General features: G+C 43.2%; 26 protein-coding genes. 1 reads left to right on the top strand and 25 read right to left on the bottom strand.

From position 1 onward, the window contains the following. Positions 1-25: 25 nt before the first annotated feature. From resB to TY16_RS16300, 10 genes are all read right to left on the bottom strand, one after another. Entirely contained in the window at positions 26-1,681 is a 1,656-nt protein-coding gene (gene resB, locus TY16_RS16345; RefSeq protein WP_043932905.1) for a cytochrome c biogenesis protein ResB, read from the bottom strand. Between the two features lie 20 nt (positions 1,682-1,701). Next, positions 1,702-2,226, bottom strand: coding sequence for a thiol-disulfide oxidoreductase ResA (resA, locus tag TY16_RS16340; RefSeq protein WP_043932904.1), 525 nt, complete (start codon positions 2,224-2,226; stop codon positions 1,702-1,704). A gap of 100 nt (positions 2,227-2,326) precedes the next feature. Further along, on the bottom strand, positions 2,327-3,064 hold the full coding sequence (gene rluB / locus TY16_RS16335; protein ID WP_043932903.1) for a 23S rRNA pseudouridine(2605) synthase RluB: 738 nt from the start codon (positions 3,062-3,064) through the stop codon (positions 2,327-2,329). Positions 3,065-3,290: 226 nt separating this feature from the next. Continuing rightward, positions 3,291-3,818: a spore maturation protein gene (locus TY16_RS16330; protein WP_043932902.1), complete on the bottom strand. Its 528-nt coding sequence runs from the start codon at positions 3,816-3,818 to the stop codon at positions 3,291-3,293. A gap of 4 nt (positions 3,819-3,822) precedes the next feature. After that, a complete protein-coding gene (locus TY16_RS16325) occupies positions 3,823-4,410 on the bottom strand; it encodes a nucleoside recognition domain-containing protein (RefSeq protein ID WP_043932901.1) in 588 nt (195 codons plus the stop codon). Continuing rightward, positions 4,403-5,554 (bottom strand): D-alanyl-D-alanine carboxypeptidase family protein, encoded by a 1,152-nt coding sequence (locus TY16_RS16320; RefSeq protein WP_043932900.1) that lies wholly within the window; start codon positions 5,552-5,554, stop codon positions 4,403-4,405. The genes TY16_RS16325 and TY16_RS16320 overlap by 8 nt, the downstream gene beginning before the upstream one ends. A gap of 295 nt (positions 5,555-5,849) precedes the next feature. Next, positions 5,850-6,338, bottom strand: a complete 489-nt coding sequence (locus TY16_RS16315; protein ID WP_043932899.1) for a DUF3907 family protein — start codon at positions 6,336-6,338, stop codon at positions 5,850-5,852. 73 nt (positions 6,339-6,411) lie between these two features. Continuing rightward, positions 6,412-6,828, bottom strand: coding sequence for a hypothetical protein (locus TY16_RS16310; RefSeq protein ID WP_043932898.1), 417 nt, complete (start codon positions 6,826-6,828; stop codon positions 6,412-6,414). Between the two features lie 55 nt (positions 6,829-6,883). After that, a complete protein-coding gene (scpB, locus tag TY16_RS16305; protein ID WP_043932897.1) occupies positions 6,884-7,462 on the bottom strand; it encodes an SMC-Scp complex subunit ScpB in 579 nt (192 codons plus the stop codon). Continuing rightward, on the bottom strand, positions 7,449-8,219 hold the full coding sequence (locus TY16_RS16300; RefSeq protein WP_043932896.1) for a segregation/condensation protein A: 771 nt from the start codon (positions 8,217-8,219) through the stop codon (positions 7,449-7,451). Before TY16_RS16300 ends, scpB begins: the two co-directional genes overlap by 14 nt. A 212-nt stretch (positions 8,220-8,431) precedes the next feature. On the opposite strand from TY16_RS16300, the gene TY16_RS16295 reads away from it, so the two are divergent. Beyond that, positions 8,432-8,962: a DUF309 domain-containing protein gene (locus tag TY16_RS16295; protein ID WP_043932895.1), complete on the top strand. Its 531-nt coding sequence runs from the start codon at positions 8,432-8,434 to the stop codon at positions 8,960-8,962. Here TY16_RS16295 and TY16_RS16290 read toward each other — a convergent pair whose 3' ends face one another. The 15 genes from TY16_RS16290 to fur form a co-directional block, all read right to left on the bottom strand. Beyond that, the gene (locus TY16_RS16290; protein ID WP_043932894.1) at positions 8,963-9,334 is read right to left on the bottom strand and encodes a GNAT family N-acetyltransferase; all 372 of its coding nucleotides are present in this window, start codon (positions 9,332-9,334) and stop codon (positions 8,963-8,965) included. A 480-nt stretch (positions 9,335-9,814) separates the two neighbouring features. Then, the gene (gene lysA / locus TY16_RS16285) at positions 9,815-11,149 is read right to left on the bottom strand and encodes a diaminopimelate decarboxylase (protein WP_043932893.1); all 1,335 of its coding nucleotides are present in this window, start codon (positions 11,147-11,149) and stop codon (positions 9,815-9,817) included. A gap of 198 nt (positions 11,150-11,347) precedes the next feature. Continuing rightward, a complete protein-coding gene (locus TY16_RS16280; RefSeq protein ID WP_043932892.1) occupies positions 11,348-12,826 on the bottom strand; it encodes a spore germination protein in 1,479 nt (492 codons plus the stop codon). Continuing rightward, the gene (locus TY16_RS16275; RefSeq protein ID WP_043932891.1) at positions 12,777-13,382 is read right to left on the bottom strand and encodes a stage V sporulation protein AE; all 606 of its coding nucleotides are present in this window, start codon (positions 13,380-13,382) and stop codon (positions 12,777-12,779) included. Before TY16_RS16275 ends, TY16_RS16280 begins: the two co-directional genes overlap by 50 nt. 24 nt (positions 13,383-13,406) lie before the next feature. Continuing rightward, the gene (locus tag TY16_RS16270) at positions 13,407-13,829 is read right to left on the bottom strand and encodes a stage V sporulation protein AB (RefSeq protein ID WP_155922346.1); all 423 of its coding nucleotides are present in this window, start codon (positions 13,827-13,829) and stop codon (positions 13,407-13,409) included. After that, positions 13,819-14,439 carry a stage V sporulation protein AA gene (locus tag TY16_RS16265; protein WP_043934792.1) on the bottom strand — a complete coding sequence of 207 codons (621 nt, stop codon included), beginning with the start codon at positions 14,437-14,439 and terminating at the stop codon, positions 13,819-13,821. The genes TY16_RS16270 and TY16_RS16265 overlap by 11 nt, the downstream gene beginning before the upstream one ends. Before the next feature lie 157 nt (positions 14,440-14,596). Further along, on the bottom strand, positions 14,597-15,355 hold the full coding sequence (sigF, locus tag TY16_RS16260; protein WP_043932890.1) for an RNA polymerase sporulation sigma factor SigF: 759 nt from the start codon (positions 15,353-15,355) through the stop codon (positions 14,597-14,599). 11 nt (positions 15,356-15,366) lie between these two features. Next, positions 15,367-15,807 carry an anti-sigma F factor gene (spoIIAB, locus tag TY16_RS16255; protein WP_043932889.1) on the bottom strand — a complete coding sequence of 147 codons (441 nt, stop codon included), beginning with the start codon at positions 15,805-15,807 and terminating at the stop codon, positions 15,367-15,369. Further along, positions 15,807-16,157 (bottom strand): anti-sigma F factor antagonist, encoded by a 351-nt coding sequence (spoIIAA, locus tag TY16_RS16250; RefSeq protein ID WP_043932888.1) that lies wholly within the window; start codon positions 16,155-16,157, stop codon positions 15,807-15,809. Before spoIIAA ends, spoIIAB begins: the two co-directional genes overlap by 1 nt. Before the next feature lie 184 nt (positions 16,158-16,341). Then, the gene (locus tag TY16_RS16245) at positions 16,342-17,514 is read right to left on the bottom strand and encodes a D-alanyl-D-alanine carboxypeptidase family protein (protein WP_043932887.1); all 1,173 of its coding nucleotides are present in this window, start codon (positions 17,512-17,514) and stop codon (positions 16,342-16,344) included. 133 nt (positions 17,515-17,647) lie between these two features. Beyond that, positions 17,648-18,952 (bottom strand): pyrimidine-nucleoside phosphorylase, encoded by a 1,305-nt coding sequence (locus TY16_RS16240; RefSeq protein WP_043932886.1) that lies wholly within the window; start codon positions 18,950-18,952, stop codon positions 17,648-17,650. A 518-nt stretch (positions 18,953-19,470) separates the two neighbouring features. Then, entirely contained in the window at positions 19,471-20,658 is a 1,188-nt protein-coding gene (gene deoB, locus TY16_RS16235) for a phosphopentomutase (protein ID WP_043932885.1), read from the bottom strand. Between the two features lie 437 nt (positions 20,659-21,095). After that, entirely contained in the window at positions 21,096-21,989 is an 894-nt protein-coding gene (xerD, locus tag TY16_RS16230; RefSeq protein ID WP_043934791.1) for a site-specific tyrosine recombinase XerD, read from the bottom strand. Positions 21,990-21,997: 8 nt separating this feature from the next. Next, a complete protein-coding gene (locus TY16_RS16225) occupies positions 21,998-22,225 on the bottom strand; it encodes a YqzK family protein (protein WP_043932884.1) in 228 nt (75 codons plus the stop codon). A gap of 118 nt (positions 22,226-22,343) precedes the next feature. After that, positions 22,344-22,823: a ferric iron uptake transcriptional regulator gene (fur, locus tag TY16_RS16220; protein ID WP_043932883.1), complete on the bottom strand. Its 480-nt coding sequence runs from the start codon at positions 22,821-22,823 to the stop codon at positions 22,344-22,346. Positions 22,824-22,836: the final 13 nt, after the last annotated feature.

Here is a 22,836-nt window from a genome sequence, read left to right as displayed (position 1 = left end):
TAAAATAAATGCTATAAATAATAAATTACTGCTTAACTCCGCCAAGGTCCACCCCTCCTTCTGGCTTTTCGTCCTGTACCTGGTCATCAGGCATCTGTAGATTAGTATTTTCTATAATCTGCCCGATTTCCCGCTTTATGCCGTGCCAGTTTTTATTCGTATGTGCTGCTATCCAAATATCCCCGTCCCGTTTTTGGATCCAAATCCTGCGATGATTCCAGTATGCACCCTGAACGACACCAATCATGAAGATTAAACCACCGAGAGCAAGCACCCAAAGTGTATGGTCTTTTCGGACAGTTAATGCTGAAACATTTTTAGTCTCTACATTTTTAAATTCCATCTTATATTTGTTATCGCCTTCAGGCTCAATTGTCTGCTGGATAGCAGCAAAACTAACCTCGCCTTCAGGTTTATCCGGTGTAATCATATCAAAAACAAATGCAGGATTATTTGGTACCCGTGATTTTGTAATAGGCTCCCCATTATCGCCGAATTCAAAGTCAGGATAATAACCAAGAAGTTTTACAGAATAGCCCTCTCCCAAGTCATATGTCTTCTTAGGCTCATAAAGGTCAACCTTAACATCCCCAAATTGCTTCCCGGAGTTTTTATCTGTAAGAGCGAACGTCATTGAACTCAGTTCATTCAGCTTATAATCAACCTGGTAAAGCGCATAGTCATCAAATTTAAGAGGTTCATTGACTCTAATCTCGGATTCTTTCAGTTTGTCAAGCTCAGGATCTTCCCCAGGGAGAGAATCTGCAGATTTTTTGTATAAAACTACATTTGATTGGTATGTCTTTGCCACAGTACCAGCCCGGTCAAGCGCTTCACTGAATACTTCGTCCTCATTCTCCTTGTCATATACTTCAAGGATGAATTGATTGTTAGTCAAAAAATATTGGCTTTCAGTACCTGGTATCTCCAATGTTTCACCTTCGCGAATCCAAAGCACCCTATCAATATACATGCCAGGGACAAACCTAAGCATTCCGCCTATAAGGAAGATAATAAGACCAACATGGTTTACATAAGGGCCCCATCTGGAAAACCTGCCTTTTTCGGCCAAAAGGTTTCCGTTATCTTCCCGAACATTGTAGCGGCGTGCTTTAAGCTTTGCCGCTACATTTGCAATTTCGTCATCAGTAGCTGCGCCTTCTGTAATCCCGAACAGCCTTTGCTTTTTCAAAAAACCATCATTCCGAATCACTCGTTGCGCCTTTAATGCGCGGTGAAGCGGAATAACTCTGTCCAGGCTGCATATGACCAGAGAAACTCCAATCATTGCAATTAGTATCAAATACCACCAGGAACTGTATAAATTATGGAAACCAAGCAGAAAATAAAGCTTCCCCATCCACCCATATTCGTCCTCATAATATTGCTCAGGTGTCACTACGTTCGGGATATACATCTCCTGTGGGAAAATAGTTCCAACCGCTGATGCCACCAAGGTTATGACGATGAGCCATACACCGACTTTTACAGACGAGAAGAAGTTCCAAATTTTATCTACGAACGTTTTGTTATACGTTTGCGAACGGCGGGAACTGCCCTCGTAACGCATATCATGCAATTTTTCCTGTTTGGCAACGTTGGACAAAGCACGCCCGCATGCCTCACAAAGGACTGTGCCATGTGGATTAACATGCCCACATTCACATTTAATTTGATTCATCATAAAAACTCCCTATACGCTTAAGGTTCTATGCTTTCCATATACTGCTTGACAGTCTCTTCAGTCAATTGGCCCGTATGATAGCGGACAACTTTCCCTTCCTTATCAATCAGGAATGTTGCTGGAAGGGGGTCGACCCCGTAAGCATTCATAACCTGCCTGCTTTTGTCGAGTACGACCGGAAAATCCAGGTTGTACTTTTCCGCGAAATTTCCGACTGCCAAATTGGATTCACCGATATTTACGGCCAGCACCGTAACCCCTTTATCCTTAAACTGGGCGTATTGGTTATTAATATAAGGCATTTCCTTTTCGCACGGTTTGCACCATGTTCCCCAGAAATTAAGGAACACACCTTGTCCTTTGTAATCTGATAGCTTATGCTTTTTTCCATCAAGGTCAGTAAGGACAAAATTCGGTGCCATGTCACCTGGTGTAACCCTGACACGATCCTCCTTCGTGAAGTTCGCATAGAGTGTGTATACAACGGCCGCAGCCAAAAGCACCAAGATCACCGACCTGATTGCCAACCGCCTTTTCTTCATTGCGCATCCCCCAAAATTCTTGCATGTTTTTTAATTGTGTCTAAATTATAACATTTTTCACCATGCAGACAGTGTTATCGCTTTCCTAATTGTGACAGGATTATGAATTTTTCTTATCCATCTGCATTCCTAATGCCCGCATCTGCTTAATTTCGTGCGGAGTCAGCTCCCGCGCTTCCCCTGCCTTCAAGCCTGCCAATGTTAAAAAACCATACCGTTCTCGCTTTAATTTCATTACTTTATGCCCGATAGCTTCAAACATCCTTCTTACTTGTCTATTTCGTCCTTCATGGATTGAAATTTCAATGATCGATGTTTGCTTCTTTTTGTCAACGGAAATCATTTTAACCTTTGCGGGTGCTGTCATTCCATCCTCTAGTTTGATGCCTTTTTCAAGCTTCCTAATTTTTTCTCTTAACGGAATGCCCTCGGTTTTGGCAACGTACACCTTCTCGATTTCACTACGGGGATGCATAAGCAGATTTGCAAAGTCCCCATCATTCGTTAGCAAGAGAAGGCCCGATGTGTCGTAGTCAAGCCTGCCGATTGGATAAATCCTTTCCTTTAATTCCGGGAAAAAGTCAGTAACAGCCTTTCTCCCCTTGTCATCCTTGACTGTAGAAATAACTCCGCGCGGCTTATAAAAAAGAAAGTAAACAGGCTCTTCCCTTTCAATTTGAACTTCATTCACTTCAACCCTATCGGAAGGGGTAACCTTTACACCAAGTTCTTTAACGACCTTGCCGTTCACCTTGACTCTTCCTTCCTTTATAAGCTCTTCTGCTTTCCTTCTGGAAGCCACACCTGCTCTGGCAATAATCTTTTGCAAACGTTCCATATATGCCACCTCTGTTATTTCTAGCATTATTATCGTGCAATTGTATTCTAATGAATTATGACATAATTTTGTCCGAATTCAAAGCTTGAAAACCCATTTGGCAGCAACATAAGAGGGTGAGGCCTTACAAATTTTCTTTTTAAGCAAAATTATATTAAGGACTGCAACTTTAACCGGGGGATCTTTTAAAAAAAACAAAAAACCCGGGCATTGTGCCCAGGCTTGTTTAAAATACAAGAATAGCAACAAAGATGGCTGCCGCGATTCCGACAACGTCCGCTAGCAAGCCTACCTTTAATGCATCCCCCATTTTTTTGATTCCCACTGATCCAAAATATACGGTTAACACATAAAACGTCGTATCCGTGCTTCCTTGCAAGATTGAAGCCAGCCTCCCTGGAAAAGAGTCCGGTCCGTAAGTTGCGATTAAATCAGTCGTCATTCCCAGTGCCGCTGTGCCTGAAATCGGCCGTATAAGAGCAAGTGGTACTATTTCCGCTGGAATCCCTGCGTCATTCAACCAGGGCCGTACCCAGCCTGTCATTGCATCCAGCGCTCCGGAAGCTCTGAAAATTGAAACAGAAACGAGCATTCCCACAAGGAACGGTATGATTGAAACCGCAATCTTAATACCTTCCTTCCCGCCTTCAACAAAGCTTTCATAAGTCGGAACTTTCTTGATTGTTCCCGTAATTAGGATGGAAGCAATAATTAACGGGATGAACCAGAGTGAAACTGCCGCCAATGTTTGCAAGCTATCACCTTCTTCGGCTGCGCCGCCAGTAATAATATCGGTCTATCAATAGTGCCCCAATGGCAGACAATACTGTTGTAATGAGTGTTGGTACAACAATTTCAGCCGGGGATGCTGAGTTATAATTCATTCGGATTGCAATGACTGTTGTCGGCAATATTGTAACGCTAGCTGTATTAATAGCAAGAAAAGTAATCATCGAACGGCTTGCATGATCCCTTTGGTCATTCAATTCCTGTAGTTGTTCCATTGCTTTTAACCCTAGAGGGGTAGCCGCATTTCCAAGACCGAACATATTGGCGATAATATTTGAAAGGATATAGCCCATTGCCGGATGATTTGCTGGCACCTCCGGAAACAGAGGCTTTACTATCGGTTTAAATAGTTTGGCCATCGCTTTCAGTAAACCCGCCTCCTCGGCAATCCTCATCATCCCTAGCCAAAAGACAAGAATACTGATAAGGCCAATACATAATGTGACTGCGTCCTTTGCTCCCTGAAATACAGCCTGGTTTACTTCCTGCATTGTTCCATTGAATATTGCAAATACAATCCCGACAACTGTTATTAAGACCCAGATATAATTAACCATTGTCCCGAATGCCTACTGCCAAACTAAAAAACCATTTGAAGTTATCCATATAACCACTTTCCTCACCCTTTGACGGCTTGAAATATATCGGTACACTTCTCACTGCCCTTCCATCCAAGTAAATAACCGCCTTCCCGGCTAACGCTGAATTTCCTTTGTATACACCGGGAAATTTACCTGATTCCGGATGTAGCAATTTATATTTAACCTCAAACTTTTCGAGCTCTTCTTCAGTTGCTGGATAAACCGCTCTTTTCTTTGTAAAAATCTGACCATTTTTATAAGGCTTTTTTTCCAATGAAATTTCGCCTTTTGGAATGACTTCTGCTAAATCAAAGCTTGCAAAGCCAGATTCAAACATATTCATATGGTCGTTCCAATCATCCGGGGCATTCAGTGTTACGGCAATCAATTCCAAATCGCCCTTTTTGGCCGTGGAAACCAGTGTCCGTTTAGCACGTTTGGTATACCCCGTTTTCCCTCCGGTGCTATATTTATACATAGATAGAAGCCGGTTTTTGTTTTTCCAGACTCGATCCCATCGTTCGCCAGGATTTGCCGCCCTATGTACTTCTGTAGCTGAAATTTTCTCGTACACTTTATTCTTCATGGCATACCTCGTTAAAATGGCCATATCAAAGGCTGTGGAAAAGTGCTTTTCTTTGTTGTCAAGACCATGAGGATTGGAGAATACAGTGTTTTCCATCCCAATTTCCTCAGCTTTTTGGTTCATAAGAAAAGCAAAACCTTCCTCACTGCCTCCAACAAATTCGGCAATCGCCGCAGCCGCATCATTTCCCGACCGGAGCATCAGGCCATAAACAAGGTCCTCCAGCTTTATTTTCTCTCCCGGCTTCAAGTAGATAGATGACCCCTCAGTCCTTACTGCTTTTTCACTTACCGTTGCAAATTCATCCATTTTCCCTGACTCGATTGCAAGAATTGCAGTCATAATTTTTGTAATACTGGCGATTCGCATTGGTGTATAGGCTTCTTTTTCAAATAATACACGGCCGGACTCCTGCTCTATCAGAATAGCTGCCCTTGCGCTTACCGAAATAGATGCAGCAACATAAGAAGGTAAAAGGCCGCTAATAACCAGTACAGAAATGAGGAGGCATAGAAAAGGTTTTATTTTTTTCATTACGGACTCCGTCCCCTTCTCAAAAAATAAGAATTTGTACAAGTTTATGCCAGGACATGGCCAATATGACCAAAAAGGCGGACAAGGAGTTGGAACTATCAACCTTGTAAAAAATTAATTTATAAAAACAATGATATCCTGCATTAATAGAAAGGCGGTGGAGCGGAGAAAAACAAAAGTTTGTATTTTTAATTCACGATATTGGGTGTACGCAAAACCAACTCCATCACACAGCTCCGGCCGTATACAAAAAAGCTGGCTCCAAAAAAACTTTGGGCCAGCTTTTTTTTATCTATTATTTAGACTGCATCATTTTCGTACGGTAATCAGTTTCGTAATATTCAAGATCTTCACGCATTTGCTGGAACCCCGCTTCAAGCCCACGTAATACACTGGATACGGAATCAGGTACTGGCTTGTGGAACTTGATTGAATTCCTGCCTGTATAGGCACTTCGGCTATCCTCGTACCAGGCACCATTTTTCGGCGAAAAGAATTCATCAATGCACTGATGATAAATTCGATACAGCGTTCTTTCGGCTGCACTCTTTTGGAAAGGGGTGCCCTGAAGCAGGACTGCGCATGTATCCAGGCTTTCTTCGCTATAAACTAACAGCTTTCTAAGCTGGGAAAGGATTGTCTGGTAATAGGAAGATTTATCCTCATCCTCTTGTACAAGCGCTGAAAGTGTTGTCTCGTTGAGGAAATGTTCAATCCGTTTATTTGAATCTTTAAGAAATGCCTTGACTTCCCTCAGTTGCGATTCAACTAATGTATTCGCCATTTTTGCCCCTCCAAAGTATTAAATTATGTATTCAAATTTATACGGAAGCAGTCCCTTTTATTCTACTAAACCATTAAGAAGCCTGAACAAATTCGAGAGGGGAATTCATTTCAAAACTTCCTTTTGCAATGAGGGCCTCGAATATATCTGGCAGTTTTTCATAATTTATCCCCTGGAAATTGGCCGCGAATTCCTTTTGGGTATGAAGATAGAGACGTTTTCTGTTACGAAGGCCTGGATTCTTTATCATACAGACGAGGGCGACTATATCTTTGAAATAAATGTCCTTGCCACTTACAGTAAATAAAGGATCATTTTCAAAAGGTACAAAATCGGTGAATTTTTCATCGAAATAGCGAAGGTAGAGGACATGCAGCGTCCTTTCTTCACCGTCCTCAACATACGTTAATTCGCTCCGATTGAAGAAATCCTCCGAGGTATTCGATTTCTCTTTTTCCAGTTCATAACCGCTGCTTTGTTTAATCAACATTTGGTTTCCCTCTCCTTTTGAACTTATTATCCATACTATACAACAAATATGAAAATTAAAGCTCCTGGAACTTTCCAAAAAATAAATCAGCTTCCTCCTGCTCAAAATCCTCTTCACCTTTGTCAGGAAGCGGAGGCAGCTCCTCAAGGCTTTTTAGGCCAAAGTAATCTAAAAATTCCTTGGTTGTACCATAAAGGATTGCACGGCCGGACCCTTCCGCCCTTCCCATTTCTTTAATAAGAGCTTTTGACATCAATGTATGCAGAGGACGCTCAGTTTTAACACCACGAATATCTTCTACTTCTGCACGAGTAATAGGCTGTTTATAGGCTATGATGGCCAGTGTTTCAAGGGCGGCTTGCGATAGAGTCGATGTACCAGGCGACTCTACGAGCTTTTTCAAATAGGCTGCATTCTCTTTTTTTGTACCAAGCTGTACAGTCCCGGCTAGTAAAATAACAATTAAGCCCCTATTCTCATCCGCTTCCAATTTTTCTTTCATCTCATCGACAAGATTGGATGCCTGCTGTTCATCTACCTCCAATACACTTGCAATTTGCTTTATAGACAATCCTTCATCCCCCGCGGCAAATAAGAGGCTTTCAAGGATGCTATGATAGTTAATTATACCCAACTGCTACTGCTCCTTTCCTTGCGGGAATAATCTTGATGTCTCCAAAGTTTTCTGTTTGTTCCGCAAAGAGTTCGTCTCTTTTCATTAGTTCGAGAATGGCCAGGAAGGTTACCACAATATATTCTTTCTCGGGAGATGGAAACAGCTCGAAGAAATCAATTCCCAACGGCTTCCCTTTAAGGGATTCCATAACCTCATCCATTCTTTTCTCGATAGATATTTCCTGGCGTGCTATTTTAGTGCTCACAGGCTTTTGGAGTTTTTTTCGTCTCATAAGTTTTTGATAGGCTCCAAGCATATCATAAATGGATGCAGAAGGAGCAGACGCCTTTTGTTGTATAGCTTCTTTGGCAAAATCAGTCAGGTCACTAGGAGCCTTTGAATAAATAAGGCTCCGCTCTTCTTCCATTTCCTTTAATTCTACTGCTGCTTCCTTATATTTTCGATATTCAATAAGTCTTTCCACCAACTCTGTCCGAGGGTCTTCCTCAAGTGGTTCCATTTCATCATCGAATAGTTCTTCTTCATGTTTAGGCAGGAGCATCTTGCTTTTTATTGCAAGAAGTGTAGCAGCCATTACCAGATATTCACTCGCAAGGTCAAGCTTCAGTTCCTTCATTGTATGGATATAAATAAGATACTGCTCCGTTATTTGCGCAACAGGAATGTCATAAATATCTATTTCGAGGGTATTAATCAAGTGGAGCAGCAAATCAAGCGGCCCTTCAAAGGAATCGATTTTCACATTATAATGCATCATTTTTTCACCAAGCTCTGCAAATTTAATAATCCTGCTCATACAGAAGCAAGGATAGATTAGGAAAACATATATTACTTAGTATAGAGGATAAAACGGGCTTATCCAACAAAAAATTCTTATCAAACACTTCTTAATGGCGATTTAGCGGGATTGGCCCGTGCATTATGCTAAACTATACATACCCATTCAATGCAGCAGGAGGGAAATGAATGTACCCGGATCCATATATAGAATACCTTGCCCATTTTCATGGTGACCAGGACTTTTTTGAATGTCATGAAATATTGGAGGAATATTGGAAGGAAGTAGATTTTGGAAACAAAGAATCCATTTGGGTGGCTTTCATTCAGCTCTCTGTTGGCTGTTACCATTTTCGCAGAGGAAACGCAAAAGGAGCAGCCAGGATTTTGAAAAAATCCTTAACCATCTTTAAAAGCAGGGAAGAACTCCTTCCTTCCTTCGGGATAGACAGCCAAATACTTTTCACCAATATTGAAAATTTAATAGAAGAAGCATGCTCCGGTAAATCTTTCAAAGGATTTTCCATTCCTATAGAGGATGAACAACTACGTAATCTTTGGAAAATGGAATGTTTAAGGAAAGGTCATCAAACGGAAAATGCAGGCTACATCCCGCCAAAGGCAATAATTGACCGGCATATTACACGAGACCGTACATCCGTCATACTTGAAAGGGAACAAGCCTTAATGCTTAGAAAAGAAAAAGAGCGCAGAAAGTGATTAATTCTCACAATCTGCGCTTAGGCCGTCTTTACATTTTTCATAAAAGGAAGCCGTCACCTCGTTGGAAGTGATCGTTTTGTTAGGGAAAAGATCACCTAAAGCCTTCACCATATTATGGCCAATCCCCTGGTAACGATGGGATGGATTGACTGAAATATGATGGATTTCAGCTGTCACATCACTGGTATGAAAGACGCCAATCAGCCCGATAATATCTTCCCCATCTTTCCAAAGAAACAACTGCCATCCTTCGGCAGATTCATACTGTTTCATTGTGTGCTGAAGCTTTTTGATATCCTTCTCGCCAGGCATAAATGACAAGAGGCCCATGGCAATTTTTTCGAATTGTTTTTTGTATCGGATTAACATGTATGATCCCTCATTAAATTATAAATCCTAATCCGGTACGCCACCGGGTTAGAATTAGTATATGTAATAATACTTTCAGGTTGCGCCACATTTCATCATACCAAATCGAAGTCCATCGGAAACAAACAGCTGTTTGATTGCGCGCCGCCAATCAAGCGATGAAAAACCAATATATCAGGCCCCAAACGACCGCCAAAAGGAGAAGAACCACAAACAAAACACGATTTGACTTATCCCCCATCGTCCACGCCTCCAAGCTAAAGCATTTTCCTTTGTTTATTTGTTACGCACAGTCCGATTAATTTTCTGAGGCCCCTAGAAAAGTATTATTTCACCAATCGGACCTCTCGGGTCAGCAGCCTCAGGAGGGAGGCTAGCTGGCCCTTAAGGTGAGGTAAATACCCAATGTCCACCATTTTACACTATTATAAAAAATTTATCCATTGCACCATCTCGAATGAAGACCAATGCGGATATCCGCTACTTTTTTGCGGTTTCTTTGCTTCCGGAATGGATAAATGGCAAATCATGGCGGATCAAGTCTTCATATGTTTCCCTTTTTACAACTAGAGAAGCTTGTCCATTTTCTGCAAACACAACTGCCGGCCTTGGTATTCTGTTATAATTATTAGCCATTGAATATCCATACGCCCCTGTACAGAATACAGCAAGAACTTCCTCCTGGCCAACTTCTGGCAGAGGCAAGTCCCAGATCAGCATATCTCCGGATTCACAGCACTTGCCGGCAACAGATACTGTCTCTTTCGGCTCAGCCAGTGGCCTGCTTGCCAGAACGGCCTCATATTTTGCCTGATAAAGAGCAGGTCGGATATTGTCGCTCATTCCACCATCAACAGCGAGATAGTTGCGTACACCGGGAACCTCTTTGCGTGACCCCGTTTTATATAAAGTAATGCCCGCATCCCCCACCAGTGACCGGCCAGGCTCTATCCATATCTCCGGCATATCCATTTCATGCAGGGCAGCCTGATTTTTAACTTCAGAAATTATTTCCCGTACATAATGGGAAGGTGGTAACGGATTGTCGTCTTTCGTATAACGGATCCCAAAACCGCCTCCGAGGTTAAGAACCTTTGTCTTATAACCAAAGGTACGTTGCCAGTCTGCCAATTTTTCAAAGATTTTTTTAGCAGCGAGAATAAAGCCTGTCGTCTCAAAAATTTGCGAACCGATATGGCAATGAACACCCAAAACATCAAATAATTCAAAACTGCTAGCTTCACGGACTGCTTCTTCCGCCTGGCCGTTTTGCAGGCCAAAGCCAAACTTTGAGTCTTCTTGGCCTGTTAGAATATAATCATGGGTATGGGCCTCAATCCCTGGAGTAACCCGAAGCAGAATCTTCACGTTAGTATTTCGTTCCGAACAAATATCCTTTAGTAATTCAAGTTCATAAAAATTATCTACGACTATACATCCAATCCCTAATTCTATAGCAAGTTCCAGTTCTTCACGGCTCTTGTTATTCCCATGGAAATGGATTTTTTCAACCGGAAATCCCGCAGCCATTGCTGTATAAAGCTCTCCCCCTGATACAACATCAAGCGATAGTCCTTCTTCTTCCGCAAGCTGGATCATTGCAATTGTTGAGAAAGCTTTGCTGGCGTACGCCACCTGCGCCTTAACACCCTGTGTAATAAACTCGCGTTTAAAGCCTCGGGCCCGCTCCCTGATTAATGCTACATCATACACATAAAGAGGCGTACCGTACGTATTGACCAATTCAATAGCATCAACCCCGCCAATTTCGAGATTCCCGGCCTGATTCACTGCAATTGTCCCATAAAAATGCATAAGTCCCATCTCCCTGTTCATTGCTTCATTCGTATTTCTAAAAACGGGCTAATAAAGAAAAAGACAGGCCTGCAGCAGGTACTGTCCGATAAATTTTTGTATACTTCACCATATTACCTGTGTAGAGCCAAAGGGGCAGCGCCCTCTTGAACATCGATAGTGATTACTTTAGCATAATAAAGTCCATCCTGCAACGGTTCATTTTGAAGACTGCCGCTGGCGGTTACCCGCATGAATGATTCTTGGCCTGAGGAACGCTCCCGGGACTGAGCGCCGTATTATAATCTGTAAGGCTGCCCTTGGCTCAAACGGTATAAACGGCCAAAAATACGGTATCTCAAATGACTTGATCCTGATTAGGAACAAGAAATATACTGTCATGCCAATCACAAAACCGGGTAAATGGAAGAACGCTGTGATAATTAGCAAGAAGAATCTTGCTATTTTATTGGCGACGCTCAGCTCATAACTTGGTGTTGTAAAGGTCCCAATACCTGATACCGCCACATATAAAATAACTTCCGACACAAAAAGCCCGACATCCACTGCAATTTGACCGATTAAGACAGCCGCAACGAGGCCCATGGCAGTTGATAGTGGTGTTGGGGTATGTATGGCTGCAATTCTTAAGAATTCAATTCCCAGGTCGGCCAGAAGCAACTGCACGATGATCGGTATACTGCTTTTATCATTTGGACCTATATAGGATAGATTCTCTGGGAGGAGACTGGGTTCAATTACAAACAAAAACCAGAGCGGCAGAAGGAAAATCGATGAGAAAATACCAAGGAACCTGGCCCATCTTACAAAAGTACCAACGGCAGGAGATTGCCTGTATTCCTCCGCGTGCTGGACATGATGGAAATATGTTGCGGGTGCAATAATGACACTAGGCGATGTGTCAACATATATCAGCACATGCCCCTCAAGCAAATGGGCAGAAGCTACATCAGCCCTCTCCGTATACCTGACAAGTGGATATGGATTGAATCCCTGATTGACTATGAACTCCTCCACTGTCTTGTCAGCCATCGGCAGCCCATCAACCTTAATTTTTTCTATTTCCTTTCTAATCTTTTCAACAAGGCGCGGGTCTGCAACATTCTCGATATATCCGATTGCAATATCTGTTTTGGAGCGGTCCCCTACATGGAGGATTTCAAATCGGAGGCGTTCATCACGGATTCTTCTTCTGGTAAGAGCAGTATTCAAAATAATGTTTTCAACAAAGCCGTCCCGAGAACCCCTGACAACCTTTTCCGTATCCGGCTCCTGTGGCTGTCTGCCTGGATATCCCCTTGTATCTACAGACAGCCCCACTCCTTCCCCTTCAATGACGAAAACAATCATACCTGAAAGGACTGCTGTCACAAATTCCTCTAGTGTACGAACCTTATTGACTGCCTGATGTACGAGATGTTGTTCAATGAATGGAAAAATACCCGAAGATAATTTCCCTTTAGAGTCACCTTCAATCAGTTCTTCCATGATTTCCATAATATAAGAGGTGTCGCACAAGCCATTTACATAATAAAAATGCACATCTTTGCGAAGGACCCGGAGCTTGCGAACCCCGAGATCGAAACTTTTTCCAAGTCCCGCATTTTCCTTCATGTACGACTCTATTTCATTCAGTGACTTGGGTAGGAGCCCCTGCTCTGTTTTCTTGCCCAACATCATAACCGCTCCTTTCAAGAATAAGCTCGACAGCCTTCCTTGTAATGGGGGAACCTGAGGAAAAATGATCTCTTCTAGCCATTTTTCCTATATCCCCGATTCCCACAATGATTGGCACATTAAGCCCATCAAGGCAATATACGGTATCCCCATATATTCTTCCAATATCCATTTCCTGAACTCCGTGCTTGTCTACACCATAAGGGGTCAATTCCCCGTCACGATCAATGCATATGTCAACCTTCGTCCACTCTGCCTGGTGGGTTTTGGAGGCAACAGCGATGATGCCCAGGACCTCGATGTCCGGATGGGAGGCAACATACTTTAACGCAGTCTCGCCTGACCCTTCCCCAACTAGTCCGCTATCATCAAACATGACGAGAACTGGATCATGTGTAGCGAGTTTAATTAAGGCTACAATTTCAGGCCCGCTTAGTGTAGAGGGGTTGCCAGATGATAGAGAAATGCTTCGCCCCCCAACTTCCGCTGCGACACACTCTACTGCCTTCCTTGCATATTCATCACCATCTGTAATGAGTATGACCCTTCTTCGCATTCAGCAACCACCCCCCAACTCTTCTTATTGATGGATAAAGTAAAGCCATTGAAATAAGGATCCAGCAATTTTCCCCAGTACTACAGCCATAAGTAAAATGATAATCTCACCATCCATATTCAGCCTTTTAGCAAGAATTGGAATCACATTTAAAACTTCCGCTAGTGCACCAGCAATCATCCCGACAAAAATGCCGCCTGCAAGCCCAAGTAATATAAGAAAAAAGGCTGGAAGACCAAGAATGGGGTCCCGTAAACTTCCATAAATTCCTGCGATTGTTCCGAGAATGATTGCCGCCTCGTACCACACTACCTTATCAACAGTTTTAGAAATTTGAGCCAGTCGCGGGATAATTCCTAATACTGTCAGGAAAGCAACAAAGCCAGACCCAACTGCTAGCCCTCCGCTCAAAGCAATGAACACTATTGCGAGCCCTTTAATGATCATCAAGGCGCTTCATGCTCTCCTTGTTTTCGTGTATCATGACATAGTTGTCAAGATCTTGCTGGTAGTTGAACATTTCTACTTCGAGCGGGCTAGGCTCTTCGTTAATTCGTTTTTTGAAAATATGGTTAAAAAATATGACCATTCCTGCCCCCAGTCCAATTGAATATGGTATTTGGAAAAGAAGGGGCTGATGGGACTCCTTACCTGTAATGATGGTATAGAGCTTTTCCTGCACACTTTGCATACTGACATCATCATGGAAATTCATGATTGCCATGGCTGAACCGAAAAAAAGCAAAAACCAGATTAAAATGAATAAGGGAAGGGAGAGCCCTTTTTTCTTTAAAATAACTTCAATCAGTGTTTGGGCAGGGCCAACCGTCTGAACATCTGCGCCAGGTATAGCGTTCGTAATATGCCGTATTATTTTCATGGCATCCATGACAATAAAATTGCTATCACGGGAGGTAACCTTGTAAATTGGAATCGTTTTGATCCGTTGATCCATCCCATCCGGCGCAAGCACTTGGGCAACATCTTTTAAGATAATTTCCTGATTGGGCTGGACCAATATCCTGTTCCTCATTCGGATGTAGACCGTTTTTTCCAAGACACTCACTTCCATCATTGATTTCCTTGTATTGCTAGTATGGATAAAACGGGAATTCTTCATGAAAGGCAATAATTGCCTCAGATACGATTATGATGAGGCTAAAATAGGGGGAATTAATCGATAATTAATTTTCCGCAAAAAAAACCATATGGACTCAGAGGTCCATATGGTTTTTCATTTGCTGCAGGATCTTTTTTTCTAGCCGTGAAACCTGTACCTGGGATATACCAAGCCTCTGGGCGACCTCTGATTGCGTCTGATCCTTATAATAGCGAAGATAGACAATCAGCTTTTCCCGTTCATCCAGTTCACCAATGGCTTCTTTAAGGGCGATTTTATCAAACCATTTCCCATCATTTCCATCATCAATTTGATCCAGAAGCGTTATTGGATCACCATCATTTTCATAAACGGTTTCATGGATGGATGCAGGCGTACGGCTTGCTTCCTGTGCAAGGACAATTTCCTCGGGTTCGAGGCCTAAATACTCGGACAATTCCTTTACTGTCGGTACACGCCCAAGTGTTTTGGACATTTCATCCTTTGCCCGCCGGATTTTATTTCCCGTTTCCTTCAGGGATCTGCTTACTTTGACGGTTCCATCATCCCTGATGAATCGTTGGATTTCCCCTATGATCATTGGTACTGCGTATGTTGAAAATTTGACATCATACGAAAGGTCAAATTTATCGACTGATTTTAGAAGGCCGATACAGCCGATTTGAAATAAGTCGTCCGGGTCATAGCCGCGATTTAAAAATCGCTGTACGACAGACCAGACAAGCCTCATATTCTTCTCAACAATAAGGTCCCGTGCATCCTGGTCCCCGTTATGGCTTCTCTTAATCAATTCCTTCACTTCATGGTCCTTTAGAAACGGCTGCGCACTCTCTTTTTTGACCTCCACATCCATAGGCCCTCTCCTTAATTGCAAAGCATTTTGCTTCGGGATAGATTCTTCCGCAACCTGACCTCGGTACCGCTACCTTGCTCGGACAAGACCTCGACCTCATCCATAAAGTTTTCCATGATGGTAAAGCCCATCCCGGATCGCTCAAGGTCTGGTTTTGTTGTAAACAAAGGCTGCCGTGCTTCATCTATATCGGCAATCCCGTTTCCTGTATCCTTAATGACAATATCAACAAGCTCCCCTTCAATCGCCACGTGGATATGGACAATTCCTTCGGGATCATTCTCATAACCGTGAATAATTGCATTCGTGACGGCCTCCGACACCACGGTCTTAATTTCAGTTAACTGGTCCATAGTCGGATCCAGCTGAGAAATGAATGCAGCAACCGTAACCCTGGCAAACGATTCATTTTGGCTTAGTGCCCGAAATTGGAGGTTCATTTCGTTTCTCATCATGCAACCCCCAATCTTTGAAAGGCAAATTCTTCAGTCGGTTCCATTTTCACGATTTTAAAAAGCCCAGACAAATCAAACAGGCGTTCAATCGCTGGTGAAACCGAGCAAACAACCATCTCTCCATGAAGCTGCTTCAATTGTTTATACCGTCCAAGAATAACGCCCAGCCCAGAACTATCCATAAAGGATAACCCTTCAAGGTTCAAAATAATGTGGCGGATTCCATATTCCTCGATTGCTTGTGTGGCTTGCGAACGAAGCCTGTCTGCGGTGTGATGGTCAAGTTCGCCGCTTAAACGGATGCATAGCACTTCACTTCTAACTTCCATTCCGATGTTCAGACTCACTATCTCCGGCCTCCTATTGTATACTCGGCATTTGGCAACTTCTGTGCCAATATTAGCCCACTGCGGATGCAGTCTGGCCGCCTTACAAAGGTTCAATTCGAGACAGGGTAGTTCAAATCCTTCAACACGGACAAAACTAGTGGCATTTCGCTAAAGGTAGTGCAATTATTTTCCGTTTCGACAACTACTCGCCGGACTTCGTAAACATGCCCAGAGCACGTTTATACATAGTCCACCATCCAGCTTCTCCAACATTTTTGCTTGCCATAAGCGGACTTTCCTGCAGCACTTTTCCGTCTTTTACAATTTTAAGCGTTCCAATCGTATCTCCTTTTCCGATAGGAGCGTGGATGTCCTTCTTTAGGTTGACCACTTTTTTGACATCTGAAATCTTTTCTCCTTTTTTCGTTAAAAGAGAAATTGGTTCACTTGTAACTGCCTGCAGCTTCTTTGAATTGCCTTTGCTTACTTCCACTGTGCCTACTGCAACATTTCTTTGGAAAAGAGGATGTGTTTCATACTGGCTGAAAGCATAATCAAGCATCCTCGTCACCTGTGCATTTCTAGCCTTTGAGGTAGGCGCTCCAAAGACAACAGCGATTACCCTCATTCCATCCTTTTGCGCTGTTGCGGTAAGGCAATATTTCGCTTCAGCAGTAAAGCCTGTTTTTAATCCATCAACACCAGGATAAAATCTGACCAGCTTGTTTGTATTTACAAGCCAGAACTTTTTATCGGTATCTTCACGCAGATATGCTTCATACAATCCTGTATACTTTGTTATATCTTCGTATTTCAGCAGTTCTTTCGCCATCTTTGCCATATCACTGGCAGTGCTGATATGGCCTTCAGCAGGCAAGCCTGTTGTATTTTTGAAAACGGTATTCTTCAGGCCAAGCTCCCTGGCTTTTTTATTCATCATGTCTACGAAGGCTTCTTCAGAGCCGCCAATCCGTTCTGCCATCGCAACCGATGCATCATTTCCCGAGCCTATTGCTATTCCCTTTAAAAGTTCTTTTGTTGTCATTTCCTCACCAGGTTCGAGGAAAATCTGGGAACCTCCCATGGAAGCGGCATATTCACTTGCACGAATCTTTTCATTAACATCGAGCTTACCATTATCTAATGCTTCCATGATGAGAAGCATCGTCATGATTTTTGTCATGCTCGCAGGCGGAAGCTGCTCATTGCTATTTTTCTCATAGAGAACAGTACCAGTGTCCCTTTCTATCAGGATGGCCGATTTTACATCCTTTGCCAAATCAGTGGAGTTATCTTCTTTAGCAGAAACTGTACCGGGTAAAACTAGTGTAAAAGAAAGCAATGTTGCCAGCATTAGTGAACCTAATCGTTTCATGTACATAACCCTCCATTCTTTATAGCCTCCATTTTTTCCAAAAATGGTTTTTCTATACAAATTTAACCGCAAAAAAGACAGTGGCCACAACTGCTTCAGCAGTTTAGCCACTGTCTTTATAATTTCAGTGATTTTATTCGGTTATTTCGCCATAGATTAAAGTCGGTGCGTCGACTTGTTCACTGGTAATTTTAATGCTGTTATAAAGCCTTTTCCTTACTTCTTCAACTTCCTCGCTATTGCTGTGAATTTCAGCAAGCGATTCTCCGGCTTCAACCTTATCGCCAATTTTCTTTTTCAAGACCAGCCCAACAGCGAGATCGATTTCGGATTCCTTAGTCGCTCTCCCTGCACCTAGGAGCATCGCGGCTGTACCTACCTCGTCGGCGATAATTTCAGAAACGTAGCCACTTGTCTTTGCTTCAAGAGGCATAATAAATTTAGCCTGAGGGAGCCTGGAAGGATCTTCCACAACAGAGGCATCCCCACCCTGAGAGCTAAGGAACACTTTCATTTTTTCAAGCGCAGAGCCGTCAGCTATTGCCGCTTCAAGCAATAGGCGAGCATCAGCTAGTGATTCCGCTTTTCCTGCCAAGAACACCATATAGCTGCCAAGTGTCAAACTCAATTCAGCCAAATCCTCAGGGCCTTCCCCTTTAAGCGTATCAATCGCTTCCTTTACCTCCAGAGCATTCCCAATTGCAAAGCCAAGCGGCTGGCTCATGTCGGAAATGACGGCCATCGTTTTCCGGCCAACATTATTCCCGATTCTAACCATTGCTTTTGCCAGCTCCCGGGAATCATCCAAGGTTTTCATAAATGCGCCGGCTCCAGTTTTGACATCAAGTACAATTGCGTCAGCACCCGCAGCTATTTTTTTGCTCATAATAGAGCTTGCAATTAGCGGGATACTGTCCACCGTAGCAGTTACATCGCGAAGTGCGTACAATTTCTTATCAGCCGGTGTCAGGTTCCCGCTTTGCCCGATAACAGCTATTTTATTTTTATTAACAAGCTCGAGGAATTCTTCATTGCTAATTTCAACATGAAATCCCTCAACTGCTTCCAATTTGTCAATGGTACCACCGGTATGTCCAAGCCCGCGGCCAGACATTTTTGCAACAGGCACTCCCACCGATGCAACCAAAGGGCCAAGTACAAGAGTTGTAGTATCTCCTACACCTCCAGTTGAGTGCTTATCCACTTTCACGCCTTCAATTCCTTTAAGATCTATCTGATCCCCAGACTTAACCATTGCCATAGTTAACTCGGCACGTTCAGATTCTGTCATTCCTTTAAAAAAGATAGCCATAGTAAGCGCGCTCATTTGATAATCAGGAATAGAACCAGAGGTATACCCTTGAATAAAGAAATTGATCTCCTCGGATGTCAGCTCTAGCCCATCACGTTTCTTTTCAATTATGTCTACCATTCTCATCGTAATCATCACTACCTTTTCATTTTTTGAAAAGCATTTACTTAACTAAAAATTTCCACTCCAGGCGCTTCGCTTTCCGTGGGCGGGCGGGGAGCCTGTCTCGCTTCAGTGCCTAGTCCCTCGAGGTCGCTTCGGTCCCTCAGGTGAAGTCAAAGAGCGACTTCTCCTTCAGGCCCTCCAGCGCTTGTCGGGGCAACCCAAGGCACTTACGCATTTCATTCTCCTCGGCGCTAAAGCGCCTGTGGGGTCTCCCACTGTCCCTTTTCTCCCACAGGACGTTGAATAAGCTTCCCTGAAAAATGCATCGCAGGAGAAAATGCGCTTTTTGCATTTTCGAACGAGTCCCGCGCCTTCCGTACTAATTAAAGTTATTTAGTTGATCTTGTTAAACAATCCATTATCATCACGATTGGTTAAAGTTGTACATCCATGTTACCTGCCCGCTAATAATGAAAAAAAGCATCTTCCAACAGAATGGCTTTCCACTAATTGTCTGTTTAGGGATATTAGTTTGACGGTTACTTCAGTTCGCCAAGAAAACTCTTCCCATGTTGCGGCATGGTTACGTTGAAGTTTTCTGCAACTGTTGCACCAATGTCGGCGAACGTTTCACGGATAGGAAGCTCACTGCCGCCAGTAAGTCCTTTAGAATAAACGAGAAGAGGAACATATTCCCGTGTATGGTCAGTTCCAGGGTGAACCGGATCGTTCCCGTGATCTGCGGTGATAATTAGCAAATCGTCTTCTTGCAGCTTTTCAAGCACTTCTGGAAGACGGGCGTCATATTCCTCAAGAGCCTTCCCGTACCCTTTTGGATCACGGCGATGGCCGAAAAGAGCATCGAAATCAACAAGGTTGAGGAAGCTTAGTCCTGTAAAATCCATATCGAGCGTTTCATTTAATTTATCCATTCCATCCATATTAGAAGCGGTGCGGAGCGATTTTGTCACCCCTTCGCCATCATAAATGTCGGAAATCTTGCCTATTGCAATTACATCTAGGCCCGCATCCTTCAATTCGTTCATAACTGTCCGGCCAAATGGCTTCAAAGCATAATCATGACGGTTCGCAGTGCGTTTGAAGTTTCCTGGCTCGCCAACAAATGGCCTGGCTATTACTCTTCCGACCATATATTTCTCATCAAGTGTTAATTCCCTGGCAATTTTGCAGATACGGTACAATTCATCAAGTGGAACAATATCTTCATGGGCTGCAATTTGAAGCACTGAATCGGCAGATGTGTACACAATAAGCGCACCTGTCTCCATATGCTCCTGCCCAAGTTCCACAAGAATTTCCGTACCGCTTGCCGGCTTGTTCCCAATGATTTTCCTGCCTGTACGAGCTTCAAGCTCGGATAGAAGTTCATCCGGGAAGCCTTCAGGAAATACACGGAACGGAGTCTGAATATTAAGGCCCATGATTTCCCAGTGTCCAGTCATTGTATCTTTTCCGTTCGAAGCTTCCTGCATTTTAGTATAAAAAGCAAGGGGCTTCTCCTGTTTTTCAATACCCTTAATTTCCTTAATATTGCTAAGACCCAGTTGGCCCATGACAGGCATTTTTAGGCCGCCCATTGCCTCACCAATATGCCCAAGCGTGTCTGAACCTTTATCTCCAAATTTTTCAGCATCAGGAGCCTCACCAATCCCGACAGAATCCATAACAATTAAAAAAATCCGTTTGAATGTTCCACCCTGGCCCATTCAAAACCCTCCTTTTAAGGTAAAAGCTGTTCTCAGCTGTTCACCTCTATAATTTGTCTTTAAGTAGAATATTTTCATCAAACCTCGTTGCTATTCTACCCTTTTCAACTATGATTACTCACCAGAATCACGGCGCATGCACCTTGTTTATCGCCATACAAAAGTGAAGTTGCTTCAACCGAGATAATGGAATCACGAAGATTGCGATTCATTGATGAACTACCTCAGGAGTAAACTGAAATTTTCCAGTCGATAAATGTTCAAGTGAGAGGTATAAGAAAGTCAGAAGTCTGACATCTATATTGTACTAAACCACAGAGAAAATACAAGCAAGAAACCGCTCTCAAGACCAATCTTTTCCGTGAATATAAAAAGCGCACGCACCATCAACACCAAAAAAGACCAGCTATCACTTCGCTGGCCTTTCTAGTAAACTCTTAAGCTCTTGGATGGAATTTACTGTATACATCACGCAGCCTTACCTTCGTGACATGTGTGTAAATTTGAGTAGTTGAAATGTCTGCGTGCCCTAGCATTTCCTGAACAGCCCGTAAGTCCGCCCCATTCTCTAACAAATGCGTTGCAAATGAGTGCCTTAGTGTGTGCGGGGTCAATGGTCTCTCAATTCCCGCTTCCTCGGCAAGCTTCTTCAAGATTTTCCAGAACCCCTGCCTAGTCAGCCTATGTCCAAGATGGTTAAGGAATAAGGCATCTTCACGCCCGGTTTTGGCTACGAGCTGAGGCCTGCCGTCAGAAAGATATCTTTCCAGTGTCTCAGACGCGGTCCGGCCGATCGGAATGATCCGTTCCTTGTTTCCCTTCCCTATGCAGCGGACAAAGCCCATTTGTAAATGAAGGTCTCCGATATTCAAGCCTATTAGTTCACTTACCCGTATGCCCGTTGCATAAAGGATTTCGAGCATTGCTTTGTCTCTAAGCCCAAATGGGCCATCCTCTGTCGGAGCTTCCAGCAAGGTCTCAACTTCCTCCATGCTTAAGACCTTTGGAAGGTTCCTCTCAAGCTGCGGCGTTTCAATATGGACAGAAGGATCGTGTTCAGATGCTTTGTCCCTCAATAAAAACTGGTGGAAGGAACGAATTGACGCCACGTGTCTGGCAATAGTTTTTGACGACTTCCCATCTTCCTTCAATTTTCCAAGAAAGTGCAGGATATGCGTCCTTTGAATCTCATTGACTGATGTTAACCCGCTTTTGTTTTTCACATGTTTCAAATAAGCCTTTAAGTCACGTTCATATGCTACAACAGTATTTTGTGACAATCCTTTTTCCACTAGTAGGAAATGGATGAAATCTTTCAAGTGATCTTCCATCATGCAAATTACTCCCCGCTCAAATAGAACAGCAACAACCGGTCCAGCCATTCGGGATTACTAGCCTGTGATGTGCTGGACACTTTCACTGCAGTTCCCTTCGGCTCATCGTACCGGTGATAGTTCTGATACTCTTCGTGTAACCACATCATACCATAATAAAATAGTACCGTGCAGGTTACAAACAGGATAAATACCTTCAATGTATGATAAACAGCCCTGCAAAATGACAACATGTTCTTTTCCCCCAAGGTTTCTGGTTTTAGTACAAGGTATGCCAAAATTGCACGATATTATACCTGGGGATCGCCCTGCAGAAAAAAAGAACCTGCCAATTTGGCAGGTTCTTGTATGTTATTTATTTGTAAATTCTGCTTCCAATTCGGCAGTTTCACTTTTCCCCTGGCAGCGATGGCAAATTCCATGGAAGGTGAGCCGGTGATCCTTAATTTTAAAATTCCAGCGGCGTTCCACGATTTCTTCAACGTCTTCCAACAGGTCTTCTTGAATTTCATCCACAGCGCCGCACTCGATACAAACAAGATGATGATGGAAATGGGCGGCACCTTCCTGGCGAAGGTCGTATCTCGAGACTCCGTCTCCAAAATTAATCTTATCAACTATTTTCAATTCAGTCAGCAATTCCAATGTTCGGTAAACAGTTGCCAGGCCGATTTCGGGTGATTTCTCTTTAACAAGCAGATAGACATCTTCTGCACTGAGATGATCCTCTTCGTTTTCCAGCAAAACCCGAACGGTTGCTTCGCGTTGCGGAGTAAGCTTATAGCTTGACGAATGCAACTGTTTTTTTATTCTTTCAATCCTTGTTTCCATGGGGTTGACCTCC

The sequence above is a fragment of the Bacillus sp. EB01 genome, from assembly GCF_000613125.1.
Taxonomy (GTDB): domain Bacteria; phylum Bacillota; class Bacilli; order Bacillales; family Cytobacillaceae; genus Bacillus_D.
Note: the sequence above shows the minus strand (reverse complement) of the source record. Positions and strands in the feature narration are given on the sequence as shown.

Bases quoted from the DNA above. Each gene is read 5' to 3' on its own strand.
- TY16_RS16310 (WP_043932898.1), bottom strand. From the start codon at position 6,828: ATGTTGATTAAACAAAGCAGCGGTTATGAACTGGAAAAAGAGAAATCG.
- fur (WP_043932883.1), bottom strand. From the start codon at position 22,823: ATGGAAACAAGGATTGAAAGAATAAAAAAACAGTTGCATTCGTCAAGC.
- TY16_RS16280 (WP_043932892.1), bottom strand. From the start codon at position 12,826: ATGTTGGGCAAGAAAACAGAGCAGGGGCTCCTACCCAAGTCACTGAAT.
- deoB (WP_043932885.1), bottom strand. From the start codon at position 20,658: ATGGGCCAGGGTGGAACATTCAAACGGATTTTTTTAATTGTTATGGAT.
- TY16_RS16300 (WP_043932896.1), bottom strand. From the start codon at position 8,219: ATGCATTATAATGTGAAAATCGATTCCTTTGAAGGGCCGCTTGATTTG.
- TY16_RS16290 (WP_043932894.1), bottom strand. From the start codon at position 9,334: ATGTTAATCCGATACAAAAAACAATTCGAAAAAATTGCCATGGGCCTC.
- TY16_RS16275 (WP_043932891.1), bottom strand. From the start codon at position 13,382: ATGCGAAGAAGGGTCATACTCATTACAGATGGTGATGAATATGCAAGG.
- TY16_RS16225 (WP_043932884.1), bottom strand. From the start codon at position 22,225: ATGTTGTCATTTTGCAGGGCTGTTTATCATACATTGAAGGTATTTATC.
- TY16_RS16295 (WP_043932895.1), top strand. From the start codon at position 8,432: ATGTACCCGGATCCATATATAGAATACCTTGCCCATTTTCATGGTGAC.
- sigF (WP_043932890.1), bottom strand. From the start codon at position 15,355: ATGGATGTGGAGGTCAAAAAAGAGAGTGCGCAGCCGTTTCTAAAGGAC.
- resB (WP_043932905.1), bottom strand. From the start codon at position 1,681: ATGAATCAAATTAAATGTGAATGTGGGCATGTTAATCCACATGGCACA.
- TY16_RS16325 (WP_043932901.1), bottom strand. From the start codon at position 4,410: ATGGTTAATTATATCTGGGTCTTAATAACAGTTGTCGGGATTGTATTT.
- lysA (WP_043932893.1), bottom strand. From the start codon at position 11,149: ATGCATTTTTATGGGACAATTGCAGTGAATCAGGCCGGGAATCTCGAA.
- rluB (WP_043932903.1), bottom strand. From the start codon at position 3,064: ATGGAACGTTTGCAAAAGATTATTGCCAGAGCAGGTGTGGCTTCCAGA.
- TY16_RS16245 (WP_043932887.1), bottom strand. From the start codon at position 17,514: ATGAAACGATTAGGTTCACTAATGCTGGCAACATTGCTTTCTTTTACA.
- TY16_RS16320 (WP_043932900.1), bottom strand. From the start codon at position 5,554: ATGAAAAAAATAAAACCTTTTCTATGCCTCCTCATTTCTGTACTGGTT.
- TY16_RS16270 (WP_155922346.1), bottom strand. From the start codon at position 13,829: ATGATCATTAAAGGGCTCGCAATAGTGTTCATTGCTTTGAGCGGAGGG.
- resA (WP_043932904.1), bottom strand. From the start codon at position 2,226: ATGAAGAAAAGGCGGTTGGCAATCAGGTCGGTGATCTTGGTGCTTTTG.
- TY16_RS16315 (WP_043932899.1), bottom strand. From the start codon at position 6,338: ATGGCGAATACATTAGTTGAATCGCAACTGAGGGAAGTCAAGGCATTT.
- xerD (WP_043934791.1), bottom strand. From the start codon at position 21,989: ATGGAAGATCACTTGAAAGATTTCATCCATTTCCTACTAGTGGAAAAA.
- spoIIAB (WP_043932889.1), bottom strand. From the start codon at position 15,807: ATGAGAAACGAAATGAACCTCCAATTTCGGGCACTAAGCCAAAATGAA.
- TY16_RS16240 (WP_043932886.1), bottom strand. From the start codon at position 18,952: ATGAGAATGGTAGACATAATTGAAAAGAAACGTGATGGGCTAGAGCTG.